13 protein-coding genes and 1 tRNA gene are annotated in these 15,591 nt (G+C 71.8%); 7 read left to right on the forward strand and 7 right to left on the reverse strand.

Annotated features, from left to right (window positions below; all coding sequences use genetic code 11):
• Positions 1 to 52 precede the first annotated feature (52 nt).
• The 3 genes from FZC61_RS05960 to FZC61_RS05970 form a co-directional block, all read right to left on the reverse strand.
• Positions 53 to 1,507, reverse strand: coding sequence for a sensor histidine kinase (locus tag FZC61_RS05960; protein WP_148613199.1), 1,455 nt, complete (start codon positions 1,505 to 1,507; stop codon positions 53 to 55).
• The gene (locus FZC61_RS05965; RefSeq protein WP_148613200.1) at positions 1,504 to 2,178 is read right to left on the reverse strand and encodes a response regulator transcription factor; all 675 of its coding nucleotides are present in this window, start codon (positions 2,176 to 2,178) and stop codon (positions 1,504 to 1,506) included. Before FZC61_RS05965 ends, FZC61_RS05960 begins: the two co-directional genes overlap by 4 nt.
• A 131-nt stretch (positions 2,179 to 2,309) precedes the next feature.
• A tRNA-Leu gene (locus FZC61_RS05970) sits at positions 2,310 to 2,395 on the reverse strand.
• Between the two features lie 78 nt (positions 2,396 to 2,473).
• Here FZC61_RS05970 and FZC61_RS05975 point away from each other — a divergent pair.
• Positions 2,474 to 3,814 (forward strand): M20/M25/M40 family metallo-hydrolase, encoded by a 1,341-nt coding sequence (locus tag FZC61_RS05975; protein WP_148613201.1) that lies wholly within the window; start codon positions 2,474 to 2,476, stop codon positions 3,812 to 3,814.
• A gap of 32 nt (positions 3,815 to 3,846) precedes the next feature.
• Here FZC61_RS05975 and FZC61_RS05980 read toward each other — a convergent pair whose 3' ends face one another.
• Together FZC61_RS05980 and FZC61_RS05985 are read right to left on the reverse strand one after the other, a co-directional pair.
• Entirely contained in the window at positions 3,847 to 4,065 is a 219-nt protein-coding gene (locus tag FZC61_RS05980; protein ID WP_148613202.1) for a DUF5703 family protein, read from the reverse strand.
• Positions 4,065 to 5,027 carry an aldo/keto reductase gene (locus FZC61_RS05985; protein ID WP_148613203.1) on the reverse strand — a complete coding sequence of 321 codons (963 nt, stop codon included), beginning with the start codon at positions 5,025 to 5,027 and terminating at the stop codon, positions 4,065 to 4,067. The genes FZC61_RS05980 and FZC61_RS05985 overlap by 1 nt, the downstream gene beginning before the upstream one ends.
• Positions 5,028 to 5,098: 71 nt before the next feature.
• Between FZC61_RS05985 and FZC61_RS05990 the strand changes: the two genes are divergently transcribed.
• Positions 5,099 to 5,923, forward strand: coding sequence for an undecaprenyl-diphosphate phosphatase (locus FZC61_RS05990; protein WP_211357111.1), 825 nt, complete (start codon positions 5,099 to 5,101; stop codon positions 5,921 to 5,923).
• Positions 5,924 to 5,933: 10 nt separating this feature from the next.
• Here the strand turns inward: FZC61_RS05990 and corA are convergent, their stop codons facing one another.
• Complete coding sequence (corA, locus tag FZC61_RS05995) at positions 5,934 to 6,914, reverse strand: magnesium/cobalt transporter CorA (RefSeq protein WP_148613204.1); 981 nt, start codon at positions 6,912 to 6,914, stop codon at positions 5,934 to 5,936.
• A gap of 32 nt (positions 6,915 to 6,946) precedes the next feature.
• On the opposite strand from corA, the gene FZC61_RS06000 reads away from it, so the two are divergent.
• The 4 genes from FZC61_RS06000 to mshC all read left to right on the forward strand — a co-directional run bounded on the left by FZC61_RS06000 (position 6,947) and on the right by mshC (position 10,524).
• Complete coding sequence (locus FZC61_RS06000; protein WP_148613205.1) at positions 6,947 to 7,678, forward strand: histidine phosphatase family protein; 732 nt, start codon at positions 6,947 to 6,949, stop codon at positions 7,676 to 7,678.
• Positions 7,679 to 7,690: 12 nt separating this feature from the next.
• Complete coding sequence (locus FZC61_RS06005; RefSeq protein ID WP_148613206.1) at positions 7,691 to 8,272, forward strand: DUF3090 domain-containing protein; 582 nt, start codon at positions 7,691 to 7,693, stop codon at positions 8,270 to 8,272.
• A 14-nt stretch (positions 8,273 to 8,286) separates the two neighbouring features.
• Positions 8,287 to 9,030, forward strand: coding sequence for an SCO1664 family protein (locus tag FZC61_RS06010; RefSeq protein WP_246142550.1), 744 nt, complete (start codon positions 8,287 to 8,289; stop codon positions 9,028 to 9,030).
• Between the two features lie 249 nt (positions 9,031 to 9,279).
• A complete protein-coding gene (gene mshC / locus FZC61_RS06015; RefSeq protein ID WP_148613207.1) occupies positions 9,280 to 10,524 on the forward strand; it encodes a cysteine--1-D-myo-inosityl 2-amino-2-deoxy-alpha-D-glucopyranoside ligase in 1,245 nt (414 codons plus the stop codon).
• Positions 10,525 to 10,551: 27 nt separating this feature from the next.
• Here the strand turns inward: mshC and FZC61_RS06020 are convergent, their stop codons facing one another.
• The gene (locus tag FZC61_RS06020) at positions 10,552 to 11,418 is read right to left on the reverse strand and encodes a PAC2 family protein (RefSeq protein WP_148613208.1); all 867 of its coding nucleotides are present in this window, start codon (positions 11,416 to 11,418) and stop codon (positions 10,552 to 10,554) included.
• A gap of 280 nt (positions 11,419 to 11,698) precedes the next feature.
• Here FZC61_RS06020 and metH point away from each other — a divergent pair, with 280 nt between their 5' ends.
• Positions 11,699 to 15,445, forward strand: coding sequence for a methionine synthase (metH, locus tag FZC61_RS06025; protein WP_148613209.1), 3,747 nt, complete (start codon positions 11,699 to 11,701; stop codon positions 15,443 to 15,445).
• Positions 15,446 to 15,591 lie beyond the last annotated feature (146 nt).

Raw genomic sequence — 15,591 nt, forward strand, 5'->3', positions numbered from 1 at the left:
ACGCGAGAGGGACACTACGAACGCAACGTGAAGCCTGGATGAATCATCTGCGTCAGGGCTTGACGTCGGGCGTCGCGAGGGGGATCAGCACCGTCACCGTCATGGTGTCGGCGTGGTCGCAGGCCACGTCGTCGAGACGTCCGGACCCACCGTCGTGCCGGGTGTGGTGCCCGGAGCAGCACAGTCGCAGCTGCCCGCCGGCGCCGACCACGAGGCGCTCGACCAGCGAGAGACCGAGGCCGAACCCGTCGCGCGAGCGTGCGCCCGCGGCCCGGGTGAAGCGCCGGGTCGCCGTGGCGAGCAGGTCGGGATCCATGCCCTCGCCGCTGTCGACCACGCGCATGCGGGCGACGGCGTCGACATGGTCGACCGTGACCCGCACCGGTGGCCTGCCGTGCTTGGCCGCGTTGTCGAGCAGGTTGCCGATCAGCTGCTCGGCCGCGGCGTCGGAGAGCGGCACCCGTACGGGCCCGGCCGCCGTCGTCGAGGCCCGGCACGGCCCGGGCTGCCGGTCGAGCGCGTTGCGGCGACTGACGGCCTCGGTGGCGAGCGCCGCGAGGTCGGCGCTGCGGTCCGCGGTGTCCTGGGCCCCTCCGACGTCGAGGAGGTGCTCGGCCAGGGCGACCAGCCGGGTCACGTCGGTCTCGATCTCGGCCAGCACGACCTCGTGCTCGGCCACCGTGCGCGGCCGGCGGCGGGCCAGCTGGACGCGGGTGGTGAGCAGGGTGAGCGGGGTCCTCAGCTCGTGGCTCGCGTCGTTGACGAACTGGCGCTCCCGCTCGAGCGCACCCTCGAGCGCGGCGAGCATCGTGTTGAGCGTGTCGCCGAGGCGGGTGACCTCGTCGTGGCGCTCCGCGGGCACCTCCAGCCGCACGCTCGTGTCACCGGCGATGATCTCCTCGGCTCGGGCGCGGTAGCGCTCCACCGGCTGCAGGGCGAACCGCGCCAATCGGTCGCCGACGAACGCCGTCGCGAGGAGGGCCCCGAAGCCGGCGACGCTGAGCTGCACGAGGAGCTCGAGCAGGGCCTCGTCGCGATGGTTGCGACGGATCGCCACCACCAGGAAGGCGGCGTCCTGCCCCCCGGGAGCGGGCAGCGCGGTGACGTAGACGCGCAGCGGGTCGCGGGTGGTGGGCAGCAGGGCCCCCACGTCGCGCAGCACCGGGCCCCGCAGCGCCGCGGCGGCGGTCGCGGGCAGGACGAGCGCGCCGGACGGGAGCCCGGGGCTTGCCGCCAGGACGTCTCCGTCGCGGTCCAGCACCTGGTAGAGGTCGCCCTCGACGGCACCCCTGACCCCTGACGACACCTGGCCGTCCGGCCCGACCAGCGGAGCCAGCGCGCGGGTCTGCGAGGTCAGGTCGCCGTCGAGCTGGCGGTCGAGGGCGAACTGCACGCGCCAGTAGACGACGGCGCCCATCGCGGTGAGGACGAGCAGCATCGTCGCCGAGAAGCCGGCCACCAGCCGGACCCGCAGTGGCAGCCGTGCCAGGCGGCGGCGCAGCGTCATCCCGGGTCGATCCGGTAGCCCGAACCCCGCAGCGTGGTGATCGTGCTGGTGCCGAAGGGACGATCGATCTTGGCGCGCACCGACGCGACGTGGACGTCGATCACGTTGCTCCGCACGTCGGTGTCGCCGTCCCACACCTCGTCGAGGATGGCCAGGCGGGTGACCAGTCGCCCGGCGCGCGACATCAGCAGGCGCAGGATGTCGAACTCGCGGGCCGACAGGTCGATCGCGGTGCTGCCGCGCCGTACCCGCCGGGAGCCGGGGTCCAGGACCAGGTCACCGACGGCCAGCGGCTCGTCGTACTCGTCGCGCGCCCGGCGGTGCAACGCCTGCAGCCGGGCGACCAGCTCGTCGAGGTCGAACGGCTTGGGCAGGTAGTCGTCGGCACCGGCTCGCAGGCCGGCGACCCGGTCCGGCACGGTGGTCCGGGCGGTCAGCACGAGGATCGGGGTGCGGACCCCGGCCTCACGCAGCCGGCGGCACACGGTGATGCCCTCCATGCCCGGCAGCATCCAGTCGAGGAGCAGCACGTCGTAGCCCGCGTCGCCGAGCCCCGCGAGGTAGGCGGAGCGGCCGTCGGCCACGACGTCGACCGTCCAGCCCAGCTCGACCAGCGACTGCTCGAGGAGGCTCGCCAGGCGGGGCTCGTCGTCGGCGACGAGGACCTTCACGACCCCACGACCCTCGGCTGCGCCACTCCTCGACGGTACCGCTGGTCCGTGAAGGCCCGATGAAGCCCGGTGGGAGCCGCTGTCATTGGACGAAATGAACAAAAGGCCCCGTGGAGCCGGGGCCTTCTGAGTGTCCGAGGGGGGACTTGAACCCCCACGCCCTAATACGGGCACTAGCACCTCAAGCTAGCGCGTCTGCCAATTCCGCCACCCGGACGAGTGCGGTCGAACGTTAGCAAAGACGCGGCCCGGGGACCTCATCGGGGGTCACGACGGCCAGTGCCAGGATGGGGGCATGGAACCCGATCTCGCCGCCCCGTCGTACGACCCGGCCGCGGAGGTCGTCGAGCTGTGCCGTGACCTGATCCGGATCGACACCACCAACTACGGCGAGCGCGACGGCTCGGGCGGCCCGGGGGAGCGCGAGGCCGCCGAGCACGTCGCCGCTCTCCTCGACGAGGTCGGCATCGAGTCGCGCCTGTACGAGAGGACCCCAGGTCGGACCTCGGTCGTCGCCCACTGGGGCGGCGGCTCGGGGGCCGACGCCCGCACCGACCGGCTGCTCCTGCACGGCCACCTCGACGTCGTACCGGCGGCGGCCGAGGACTGGAAGGTCGACCCGTTCAGCGGCGAGGTCCAGGACGGCTACGTCTGGGGTCGCGGTGCGGTCGACATGAAGGACTTCGACGCGATGCTGCTGTCGGTGGTGCGGGCCCGCCAGCGCGCCGGTGCCGTGCCCGACCGGCCGATCGTGCTGTGCTTCACCGCCGACGAGGAGGCCGGTGGCCACCACGGTGCCGAGCAGCTGGTCGAGCACCACCGCGACGAGCTGGAGGGCTGCACCGAGGCGGTCGGCGAGGTCGGCGGCTTCTCGACCACGGTGCGCGGTCGTCGGCTCTACCTCATCGAGGCCGCCGAGAAGGGCATGGCCTGGATGCGGCTCACCGCCCGGGGCACCGCGGGGCACGGGTCGATGATGAACCGCGACAACGCGGTGACCTGCCTGGCCGCGGCCGTGGCGCGCATCGGCGCCCACGAGTGGCCCGTGCGACTGACCCCGACCATGGAGGTGCTGCTCGCGACCGTGGCCGACCTGGCCGGCACCGAGGCCACCCCCGAGAACGCGCCGGCGCTGGTCGAGGAGTTCGGGGGAGCGGCGCGGATGCTCGGCGCGGTGATCCGCAACACCGTCAACCCCACCCAGCTCAGCGCCGGCTACAAGGTCAACGTGGTGCCGACCGACGCGACGGCCCACCTCGACGGCCGCTTCCTGCCGGGCTACGAGGACGAGTTCTTCGCCACGCTGCGCGAGCTGTGCGGCGACGGCATCGAGTGGGACTACTTGTCGCACCAGCAGCCCTGGGAGACGCCGTACGACGGCGACCTGGTGGGGGCGATGACGCGCTCCATCCTGGCCGAGGACCCCGAGGGCCTCGTGGCGCCGTACACGATGAGCGGCGGTACCGACGCCAAGCACTTCCGCCGGCTCGGCCTGCGCTCCTACGGCTTCGCGCCCCTGCGCCTGCCCGCCGACCTCGACTTCACCGCGCTGTTCCACGGCGTCGACGAGCGGGTGCCGGTCGACGCGCTGGAGTTCGGGGCGCGGGTTTTCGACCGGTTCCTGGGCGACCTCTAGGACTGGTCGGCCAGGACGAGGCGGGGGCTGGCTCAGGCCGTGCGGACCGCGCGGATGATCTTGCGGCGCAGGATCACCCGGCGCACGCCGTCGTTGCCGATGCGCACCCGGTCAAGCTCCCAGCCGCCGTGCTCGGCACGCTCGACGAGCAGCTTGGTGACCACGCCGCGCGGGAACTCGCGCGAGAACGAGACCTTGTCGAACTCCCACTCGACGCCCGGGCGGGGTGCTCGGCGTTCTTGACGGGGCATCAGGTGGCTCCTCTCGAGGCGCTGGACACGTCGTCGAGGGCGGCGACGAGCTCGGGGGGCAGCTCCTTGTCGTCGACGTCGAGCGAGCCGCGCAGCTGCTGGGCGGTGCGGGCGCCGACGATCGGGGCGGTGACGCCGGGGCGGTCGCGCACCCAGACCAGGGCGACCTCGAGCGGCGTCCACCCCAGGCCCTCGGAGGCGCGGACGACGGCCTCGACCACGCGGGCGCTCTCGTCGTCGAGGTAGGGCTCGACGAACCCGGCGAAGACCCGGGACGCGCCGCGGGAGTCCGACGGCGTGCCCCCGCGGTACTTGCCCGTGAGCACGCCCCGGCCCAGCGGCGACCACGGCAGGACGCCGAGGCCGAGCGCGTGGCTCGCGGGCAGGACCTCGCGCTCGACGGCGCGGTTGAGCAGGGAGTACTCGACCTGCGTCGAGGCCAGCGTGGCCCGCCCGGGCACGGCGCGCTGCCAGGTCGCGGCCTGGGCGGTCTGCCAGCCGTGGTAGTTGCTGATGCCGACGTACGACGCGCGGCCGGAGGTCACGGCGACGTCGAGGGCCGTCAGGGTCTCCTCGAGCGGCGTGCGGTCGGACCACACGTGGACCTGCCACAGGTCGACGTGGTCGACCCCGAGCCGGCGCAGGGAGGCGTCGAGGGTGGGGAGCAGGCCCCCGCGGGAGGTGTCGGTCACGCGCTCGCCGCCGCGCCGCGAGATGCCGGCCTTGGTCGCCAGCACGATCTCGTCACGCGACACCACGTCACCGATCAGGGTGCCGATCAGCCGCTCGGAGTCTCCGTCGGTGTAGCCCGCGGCGGTGTCGACCAGCGTGCCGCCGGCCTCGGCGAAGGCGATCAGCTGGTCACGGGCCTCGTGCTCGTCGGTGTCGCGGCCCCACGTCATCGTGCCGAGACCCAGGCGCGACACCCGCAGACCGGTGCTGCCCAGGGATCGCTGCTGCATGGCGAAAACCTAGACGACCGGCCCCGGCGCGGATGCGGGGGCACGCGGACCGGTGCCCTAGCGTTCGTCTCGTGGTGGACGTGCTGCAGGCTGTCGTGCTGGGCCTGATCCAGGGTTTGACGGAGTTCCTGCCGATCTCGAGCAGCGCTCACCTACGGATCTTCCCCGAGCTGTTCGGGTGGGGCGACCCAGGTGCCGCGTTCACCGCGGTGATCCAGATCGGCACCGAGCTGGCCGTGCTCATCTACTTCCGCAAGGACATCCTGCGGATCGCGTCGATGTGGTTGCGCTCGCTGGTCAAGCCCGAGCTGCGCGGCCACCTCGACGCCCGGATGGGCTGGTTCATCATCGTCGGGTCGCTGCCGATCGTCGTGCTCGGCGTGCTGCTCAAGGACGTCATCGAGCAGGACTTCCGCAACCTCTACGTCATCGGTGTCCTGCTGATCGTGATGGGCGTCGTGCTCGGCGTCGCCGACCGTTTCGGCGAGACGGACAAGGAGATCAAGCAGATCACCCTGCGCGACGCGCTGCTCATGGGCGGCGCCCAGGCCCTCGCGCTCGTGCCCGGTGTCTCCCGGTCCGGCGCGACGCTCTCGATGGGTCGTGCCCTCGGCTACAACCGCGAGGCGGCCACCCGCTACGCCTTCCTGCTGGCCATCCCCGCCGTCGTCGGGGCCGGGCTGTTCGAGCTCAAGGACATCGGCGGCCAGGCCAACAGCTACGGCGCCGTCCCCACCGCGGTGGCCACGGTCGTGTCCTTCGTCGTCGGGTACGCCGCCATCGCGTGGCTGCTGCGCTACGTCTCGACCCGCTCCTACACGCCGTTCGTGGTCTACCGCATCGCCCTCGGTACGGCGACCCTGCTGCTGCTCGGCGCGGGCGTGCTCACCGCCTGAACCGGCCTGGCTACAGCCACCCCGACCGCTTGAAGAACCAGAACAGCAGGCCCGAGCTGCCGAACATCAGCAGCAACGCGTAGCCGTAGCCGAACTGCCAGGAGAGCTCGGGCATGTGCTCGAAGTTCATGCCGTAGACCCCGGCGATGAGGGTCGGGACCACGACGATGGCGGCGCCGGCCGAGATCTTGCGCATGTCGTCGTTCTGCTGCACCGAGATCGACGCGAGGTGGGCGTCGAAGGCGGTCGAGAGCAGCGTGTCGAGGCTGTCGACGATCTCGGCGGCCTGGGTGAGGTGGTCGACCACGTCGCGGTAGAACGGCGCGGCCTGGCCGTCGACCCCCGGCACCAGGCCCGACGCGAACCGCCGCATGGGCTCGCGCAGGGGCAGCACCGCGCGGCGTACCTCGGCGATCTCACGCTTGAGCGTGTAGATGCGGGCGGAGTCCTGGGTGCGCTGGTCGGAGAAGACCGACTCCTCGACCTCGTCGACGTCGACCTGCAGCTCCTCGACGACGGCGAGGTAGGCGTCGACGACGGTGTCGCACACGGCGTAGACGACCGCGGACGGCCCGTGGGTCAGGACCTCCTCGGACCCCTCGAGGAACTTGCGGGCGTCCTGCAGCTGCGACCCACGGCCGTGACGCACCGTGATGACGAAGTCGTGACCGACGAACATGTTGATCTCGCCGGTCTCGACGGCGTCGTCCTCGTCGACGTACCAGAGCGTCTTGAGCACCAGGAACAGGCTGTCGTCGAACAGCTCGAGCTTGGGGCGCTGGTGGGCCTTGAAGGCGTCCTCGACGGCCAGGCGGTGCAGCCCGAAGGCCTCCGCGACCTCGTTGAGCTCCATCTGGCTGGGCTGGTAGAGCCCGACCCACACGAACCCGTCGCGGTCGGCGGCCGCTCCCCGCAGCGTGGCGTAGTCGTGGACGTGGCAGTCGAGCGACACCCGGGCCCCGCCCTTGTACACGGCGCTGTCCACGATCACGCCGTCACGGTAGTGCCTCTACAGTCCGTTTCATGGCAACCGTGATCCTCGTCCGACACGGCCGGACGACGGCCAACGCGTCGGGCACCCTGGCCGGGCGGCTCCCCGGCGTCCGGCTCGACGACGTCGGCACCGGTCAGGCGCAGCGCACGGGCGAGCGGCTCGCCCCCGTGCCGCTGGCCGCGATCGTCAGCAGCCCGCTCGAGCGCTGCCGGCAGACCGCGAAGGCACTGGTGGCGGCCCGCGAGACCGCGCCGCGGGTGACGACCGACAAGGGCATCAGCGAGTGCGACTACGGCGAGTGGCAGGGCCGGCTCCTGCGCGACCTGGCCAAGGAGCCGCTGTGGAAGACCGTCCAGACCCAGCCGTCGGCCGCGGCCTTCCCCGGCGGGGAGTCGATGCAGACGATGCAGGCCCGGTCGGTGGCCGCCGTACGACGCCACGACGCCGCCATCGAGGCCGAGCACGGGGCCGGCGCGGTGTGGGTGGCGGTCAGCCACGGCGACATCATCAAGTCGGTGCTGGCCGACGCGCTCGGCATGCACCTCGACCTGTTCCAGCGACTCAACGTCGACCCCGCGTCGGTGTCGATCATCCGCTACACCGGGACCCGTCCCTACGTGCTGGCCACCAACACCCACGCCGGCGACCTGTCGTGGCTCGTGCCGCCGCCACCGAAGAAGAAGTCGCGCTCACGTCGTAGCACGGCCACGACCGACGACGCCCCCGTCGGGGGTGGCGCGGGCCCCTCGACCGCGCCCTAGGCTAGGGGAGACATGCCGATCATCCACGCCTTCGACCCGCCGGAACGCTTCGTCGCCGGCACCGTCGGCGAGCCCGGCGCCCGCACGTTCTTCCTCCAGGCCCGCACCGGCGTGCGCGTCACCTCGGTGTCGCTGGAGAAGCAGCAGGTGGCCGCCCTCGCCGAACGCATCGACGAGCTCCTCGACGAGGTGATGTCGACGCAGACCTCGTCCGTGGTCCCCGCGGTCGCGCCGCTCGGCCTCGAGGACAGCGCCCCACTCGAGCAGCCCATCCAGGAGGAGTTCCGCGCCGGCACCATGACGCTGTCGTGGGACCCCGCCGACGAGCGGGTGGTGATCGAGGTCTTCCCCTTCACCGAGGCGGCCGTGGTCTCGCCCGACCAGGTCGACGAGGACTTCGAGGAGCCGGAGCCCGAGGAGCTGTTCCTGGTCCGCATCACCCCGGCGGCGGCCCGCTCCTTCGTGCAGCGCACCGAGCAGGTGCTCGAGGCCGGACGGCCCAGCTGCCCGTTCTGCGGCAACCCGATCGACCCCGACGGCCACCTCTGCGTGCGCGCCAACGGCTTCCGGCGACGCGACCCGCAGGCTCCCTGAGGCCGGTCGACGGCGTGGGAGAGCTGGAGCTGCGCGGGCGCATCATGCCCGCGTCCAACGCGACGTTCCTCGGCGAGCTCGACGGGGTCAAGGTCGTCTACAAGCCGGTCCGCGGCGAGCGCCCGCTGTGGGACTTTCCCGACGGCACCCTCGCCGACCGCGAGGTGGCGGCGTACGCCGTCTCGCAGGCGATCGGATGGGACGTCGTCCCGCGCACGTGGCTGGGGGACGGTCCGCACGGCCCCGGCATGGTGCAGGAGTGGCAGGAGCCCGACCCCGACCAGGAGGCGGTCACCCTGATCCGCACCGGCACCGTCCCCGAGGGGATGCTGCCGGTCTTCGAGGGCCTCGACGACCACGACCGCGACGTCACGCTGGTGCACGAGGACTCCGCGGCCCTGCGACGCATGGCGGTCTTCGACGTGATCACCAACAACGCCGACCGCAAGGGCGGCCACGTCCTGGAGATGTCCGACGGCCACCGCTACGGCGTCGACCACGGCCTGACCTTCCACCACGAGCCCAAGCTGCGCACGGTGCTGTGGGGCTGGCACGGCTACGCCCTCGAGGACGAGCACGTCGCGGGCGTCGAGCGGGTGCTCACCGCGCTGGCCGGCGAGCTCGGCGACACCCTGGCCGACCACCTGACCGATCTCGAGATCGACACGTTCTCGCGGCGCTGCCGCCGGTTGCTCGACCGGGCGGTCATGCCGGCACCCCGCGGCGAGTGGCCCCAGATCCCCTGGCCGCCATTCTGAGTCAATTGGGTCTCCTGACGGCGGTCTCGAGCCGCACGCCCGCACTGCCTGGAGGCGCTGCCGCCGGTCTGGTCCGGCGGGCGTGACCGGCTCGGCGGACCGCCGTCGTCGACGTGCGCCGTGTGGTCGGCTCTTCGTGTGGCCCGGGCGCCTGTGCCATGTGGGGGTCGCACGCCACTTCGTGCCGGGCCCGTCGGCGACGCACCCCGCGCCTGGGTCGGGAGTCGAGCCACGCCCTAGAGTTCCCTCATGCGTTCCTGGTCGGCTCCTGAGGTCCCCACCCTGCCCGTGACAGGCCCGCCGGTGGTCCTCCACGACACCGCGAGCGGGGGCCCGGTCACCGTGACGCCGGCCCACGGCGGCCCGGCCCGCCTCTACGTCTGCGGCATCACCCCCTACGACGCGACCCACCTCGGCCACGCGGCGACCTACGTCGGATTCGACCTGCTCCTGCGGGCCTGGCGCAACGCGGGCCACCAGGTGCGCTACGTCCAGAACGTCACCGACGTCGACGACCCGCTCCTCGAGCGCGCGACCAAGGTGAAGGTCGACTGGGTCGAGCTCGCCGAGCGCGAGACCGAGCTCTTCCGCCAGGACATGCAGGCCCTGCGGGTGCTCCCGCCCGACCACTACATCGGCGCCGTCGAGTCGATCCCGCTGGCCATCGAGATGATCGAGGCGCTCGACGAGGCGGGGGCGATCTACCGGGTCGAGAGCGACCTCTACTACGCCGTCAACGCCGACCCGGCCTTCGGCGCCGAGTCCGGCTACGACCGCGAGACGATGCTCCGGTTCTTCGGCGAGCGCGGCGGCGACCCGGGTCGCCCGGGCAAGCAGGACCCCCTCGACTGCGTCGTGTGGCGCGGTGAGCGCGAGGGCGAGCCGTCGTGGCCCAGCCCGTTCGGCGCCGGACGGCCCGGCTGGCACATCGAGTGCGCCGCCATCGCCCGCCACCACCTCGGCGGCGAGTTCGAGGTGCAGGGCGGCGGCAGCGACCTGGTCTTCCCGCACCACGAGATGTGCGCCGGCCACGCCCAGGTCGTCGAGCCGGGCACCCGCTTCGCGCAGGTCTACAGCCACGCCGGGATGGTCGGCTACGACGGCGAGAAGATGTCGAAGTCGCGCGGCAACCTGGTCTTCGTCTCCGCGCTGCGCAACAGCGACATCGACCCGATGGCCATCCGCCTGGCCCTGCTGCGCCACCACTTCCGCAGCGACTGGGAGTGGGTCGACGCCGAGCTCTTCGAGGCCGTCGACGACGTCACCCGGTGGCGCAAGGCCGTCGCGCTCGGGGCCGGCGCCCCCGCGGCCCCCGTCGTCCAGGAGGTCCTCGCGGCCCTCGCCGACGACCTCGACGCCCCCCGGGCCGTCGCCGCGGTCGACGCGTGGGTCGACGCGACCCTCGGCACCGCCGGGCTCGCCGACACCTCCGACCCCGAGGCCGCCGTGGCGATCCACGCGGTCGTCGACGCCGCCCTCGGCCTGAGCCTCTGACCGGACGCCTCGCGCGTACGGCGTCGGTCAGGCCCCGGTGGGCGGCGGCTGGTCGTCGCCTCGGCGCTTGAGGTAGCGCTCGAACTCGCGCGCGATCGCCTCGCCGGAGGCCTCGGGGAGGTCGGCGGTGTCGCGGGTCTCCTCGAGCGAGCGCACGTAGTCGGCGACGTCCTCGTCCTCCTCGGCGAGCTCGTCGACCCCGCGCTCCCAGGCCCTTGAGTCCTCGGGGAGGTCACCCAGCGGGATCGAGACCTCGAGCAGGTCCTCGAGCTGGCCCAGCAGCGCCAGCGTCGCCTTGGGGCACGGGGGCTGGGCGACGTAGTGGGGGACCGCGGCCCAGTAGGAGACTGCGGGCACGTCGAGGCGCACGCAGGCGTCCTGGAACACCCCGACGATGCCCGTCGGACCCTCGTACGTCGACTGCTCGAGCTTGAGCCGGTCGACGAGCTCCGGCTCGGTCGCCGTGCCGGTGACGGGGATCGGCCGGGTGTGGGGGGTGTCGGCCAGCAGGGCCCCCAGGGTGACGACCAGCTCGCCCCCCAGCTCGTCGCACGCGGCGAGGAGCTCGGCGCAGAACTGCCGCCAGCGCATGTTGGGCTCGATGCCGCGGATGAGGATCACGTCACGGTCGAGGTCGGGCGGCGAGGCCACGGCGATCTGTGTCGTCGGCCACGTGAGGCGCCGGTGGCCGAGGTCGTCGGTGCCGACCATCGGACGGTTGACCTGGAAGTCGTAGAACTCCTCCGGGTCGATCGCGCCCACGACCCGGGCGTTCCACACGACCATGAGGTGGTCGATGACCGAGGACGCGGCGTCGGCGGCGTCGTTCCACCCCTCGAACGCGGCGATGACCAGGGGGTCGACCAGGTCGGGTGTCTCGTCGATCTCGATCACGCGGTCAATCTACTTCGGTCCGCTGCGCCCGCGTCGACGGCGTCGAGAGGCGCGTCGTGCCCGCGTCCGTGCCCGCGTCCACCGCCACCCGCAGGGGTGGCCGGGCGCCGCGCCGGCGCGGAATCATCTCGGGTAGCCGTTGCGTTCACGCCATCCGACCACCCGACCCGTGCCGGGCCGCGATTTCGCGGCGCCAGCGGGCGGTGTCACGATTTGGGAACACTGTCCGCGTCGTGGACGCAGGTTCCTACGCTGTGACGCGGACCGACAAGGAGTCACGTTGCCCGACCTGCGCCCCGACGCCACTGCTGAGCTGACCGCGCTCCTCACCGAGCGGATCGTCGTGCTCGACGGAGCCATGGGCACGGCCATCCAACGCGACCGGCCCTCCGAGGCCGGCTACCGCGGCGAGCGGTTCGCCGACTGGCCCAGCGACCTGCAGGGCAACAACGACCTGCTCACGCTGACCCGGCCCGACATCATCGCCGGCATCCACCGCGAGTACCTCCAGGCCGGCGCCGACATCATCGAGACCAACACCTTCAACGCCAACCGGGTCTCGTTGGCCGACTACGGCATGGAGGAGCTGGCCTACGAGCTCAACGTCGAGGCGGCCAGGCTGGCCAGGTCGGTGGCCGACGAGGTCGCGGCCGAGACCGGCACCAAGCGCTACGTCGGTGGCGCCCTGGGCCCGACGACGCGCACCGCGAGCATCAGCCCCGACGTCAACGACCCCGGCGCCCGCAACGTCTCGTGGGACCAGCTGGTGGCGGCCTACCTCGAGGCGGCGAACGGGCTCGTCGACGGCGGCAGCGACCTGATCTTCATCGAGACGATCTTCGACACCCTCAACGCCAAGGCGGCCATCTTCGCGGTCGAGACGCTCTTCGAGGAGCGCGGACGGCGCTGGCCGGTCATCATCTCCGGCACCATCACCGACGCCTCGGGACGCACGCTCTCGGGCCAGGTCACCGAGGCGTTCTGGAGCTCGGTGCGCCACGCCCGCCCGCTCGCGGTCGGGCTCAACTGCGCCCTGGGCGCCAAGGAGATGCGCCCCTACATCGCCGAGATGAGCCGCATCGCCGACACCTTCGTGTCGTGCTACCCCAACGCCGGTCTGCCCAACGCGTTCGGCGAGTACGACGAGGCCCCCGACGAGACCGCGGCGATGCTCGCCGAGTTCGCCGGTGCCGGCTTCGTCAACCTGGCCGGTGGGTGCTGCGGCACCACCCCCGACCACATCAAGGCGATCGCCGCCGCCGTGGCCGAGCAGCCCCACCGCCCGGTGCCGCACGTCGACCCCGCGATGCGCCTGTCGGGCCTCGAGCCGTTCACGATCGACGGGAGCAGCCTGTTCGTCAACGTCGGGGAGCGCACCAACATCACCGGCTCGGCCAAGTTCCGCAACCTGATCAAGGACGGCGACTACGACACCGCCCTCGCGGTCGCGCTGCAGCAGGTCGAGAACGGCGCGCAGGTCATCGACGTCAACATGGACGAGGGGATGATCGACGGCGTCGCGGCGATGGACCGCTTCACCAAGCTCATCGCCAGCGAGCCCGACATCAGCCGGGTGCCGATCATGGTCGACTCCTCCAAGTGGGAGGTGATCGAGGCCGGGCTCAAGAACGTCCAGGGCAAGGCCATCGTCAACTCGATCTCCATGAAGGAGGGCGAGGAGAAGTTCCGTGAACAGGCGACGCTGGTCAAGAAGTACGGCGCCGCGGCGGTCGTCATGGCCTTCGACGAGGACGGTCAGGCCGACAACCTCGAGCGTCGCAAGACGATCTGCGAGCGCGCCTACCGGATCCTGGTCGACGAGGTCGGCTTCCCGCCCGAGGACATCATCTTCGACCCCAACGTCTTCGCGGTCGCCACCGGCATCGAGGAGCACGCGTCCTACGGCCTCGACTTCATCGAGGCCACGCGATGGATCAAGGCCAACCTGCCGGGCGCCAAGGTCTCCGGCGGCATCTCCAACGTCAGCTTCTCGTTCCGTGGCAACAACCCGGTGCGCGAGGCGATCCACGCGGTCTTCCTGTTCCACGCCATCAAGGCGGGGCTCGACATGGGCATCGTCAACGCCGGCGCGCTCATGATCTACGACGAGGTCGAGCCCGAGCTGCGCGAGCGCATCGAGGACGTCGTGCTCAACCGCCGGCCCGACGCCGCCGAGCGACTGCTCGAGATCGCCGAGGCGCACAACAAGAAGGGCGAGGCCGTCGAGGCCGCGACCGAGGAGTGGCGCGAGCTGCCCGTCGGCGAGCGGATCACCCACGCCCTGGTCAAGGGGATCGACGCCCACGTCGAGTCCGACACCGAGGAGCTGCGCCAGCTCATCGCCGACCGCGGCGGCCGTCCGATCGAGGTCATCGAGGGGCCCCTCATGGACGGCATGAACGTCGTCGGCGACCTCTTCGGCGCGGGCAAGATGTTCCTGCCGCAGGTGGTGAAGTCCGCGCGCGTGATGAAGCGGGCCGTGGCCTACCTGATCCCGTTCATCGAGCAGGAGAAGGCCGACTTCGTCGCCGCCGGGGGCGTCGCCTCCAGCGACAAGGAGACCAACGGCACGATCGTGATGGCGACCGTCAAGGGCGACGTCCACGACATCGGCAAGAACATCGTCGGGGTCGTGCTGCAGTGCAACAACTACGAGGTCATCGACCTCGGCGTGATGGTGCCCGCCCAGAAGATCCTCGACACCGCCGCCGAGGTCGGCGCCGACATCATCGGCCTGTCCGGCCTGATCACCCCGTCGCTCGACGAGATGGTCACGCTCGCCTCCGAGATGCAGCGCCAGGGCCTCACGATCCCGCTGCTGATCGGTGGGGCCACCACGTCGCGCGCCCACACGGCCGTCAAGGTCGACCCCAGGTACGACGGGCCGGTCGTCTGGGTCAAGGACGCGTCACGCTCGGTGCCGACGGCCGCCGCGCTGCTGCACGAGACCAAGCGCGAGACCCTGCTGGCCGACCTCAAGACCGACTACGACGCCCTGCGCGCCCGCCACGCCAACAAGGGCGACCGCAAGCTGGTCTCCTACGACAAGGCCCGGGCTGACGCGACCGTGGTCGACTGGTCGTCGTACACCCCGCCGGCGCCCGCCCAGCCGGGCATCCACGTGCTCGACGACTACGACCTCGCCGAGCTGCGCGACTACATCGACTGGCAGCCGTTCTTCAACGCGTGGGAGATGAAGGGCAAGTTCCCCGACATCCTCAACAGCCCCACCCACGGCGAGGCCGCCCGCAAGCTCTACGACGACGCCCAGGCGATGCTCGACCAGGTGATCGCCGAGAAGTGGATCACCGCCAAGGGCGTCTACGGCTTCCTGCCGGCCGCGGGCGACCCCGACCACGTCGACGACACGCTCGTCTACACCGACGACAGCCGCACCGAGGTCCGCGCGACCCTGCACCACCTGCGCCAGCAGGGCGAGCACCGTGAGGGCGTGCCCCACAAGTCGCTGGCCGACTACGTCGCCCCCGCCGACACCGGCCTCGCCGACCACGTCGGAGGGTTCGCCGTCACCGCCGGCATCGGGCTCCCCGAGCGGGTCCAGGCGTTCAAGGACGACCTCGACGACTACAACGCCATCCTGCTCGAGTCGCTGGCCGACCGGCTCGCCGAGGCCTTCGCCGAGCGCCTGCACCAGCGGGTGCGCACCGAGTTCTGGGGCCACGTCACCGACGAGCAGCTGACCGCCGCCGACCTCATCGCCGAGCGCTACGAGGGCATCCGCCCGGCCCCCGGCTACCCCGCCTGCCCCGACCACACCGAGAAGCTCACCTTGTGGGAGCTCCTCGACGTCGAGGCCGCCACCGGCATCACGCTCACCGAGTCGATGGCGATGTGGCCTGGCGCCTCGGTCTCCGGCTGGTACTTCAGCCACCCGCGGTCGCAGTACTTCGTCGTGGGCCGCCTCGGTCGCGACCAGGTCGCGTCGTACGCCGAGCGCAAGGGCTGGACCCTCGCCGAGGCCGAGCGGTGGCTGTCGCCCAACCTGGGCTACGAGCCCGAGGACTGACGCGGCTGGTCGGGACACCGCCGTCGGCCGGCGGGTCCTTGGCCCTGCGCCCGTGGTCCCGCGGCTGGAATACGTGGAGTCGTAGACCCCCGACCCCGCCCGCACCCTCGCCCGGAGCACCTCGAATCGTCGTGGAGTTCCCCGCG

The sequence above is a fragment of the Nocardioides rubriscoriae genome (genome assembly GCF_008087085.1).
Lineage (GTDB): Bacteria > Actinomycetota > Actinomycetes > Propionibacteriales > Nocardioidaceae > Nocardioides > Nocardioides rubriscoriae.

Excerpts from the sequence above, each read along its gene's own strand:
- FZC61_RS05985 (WP_148613203.1), bottom strand. The coding sequence starts at position 5,027 with ATGCAGCAGCGATCCCTGGGCAGCACCGGTCTGCGGGTGTCGCGCCTG.
- FZC61_RS05960 (WP_148613199.1), bottom strand. The coding sequence starts at position 1,507 with ATGACGCTGCGCCGCCGCCTGGCACGGCTGCCACTGCGGGTCCGGCTG.
- mshC (WP_148613207.1), top strand. The coding sequence starts at position 9,280 with ATGCGTTCCTGGTCGGCTCCTGAGGTCCCCACCCTGCCCGTGACAGGC.
- FZC61_RS06005 (WP_148613206.1), top strand. The coding sequence starts at position 7,691 with ATGCCGATCATCCACGCCTTCGACCCGCCGGAACGCTTCGTCGCCGGC.
- FZC61_RS05980 (WP_148613202.1), bottom strand. The coding sequence starts at position 4,065 with ATGCCCCGTCAAGAACGCCGAGCACCCCGCCCGGGCGTCGAGTGGGAG.
- FZC61_RS06000 (WP_148613205.1), top strand. The coding sequence starts at position 6,947 with ATGGCAACCGTGATCCTCGTCCGACACGGCCGGACGACGGCCAACGCG.
- FZC61_RS05975 (WP_148613201.1), top strand. The coding sequence starts at position 2,474 with ATGGAACCCGATCTCGCCGCCCCGTCGTACGACCCGGCCGCGGAGGTC.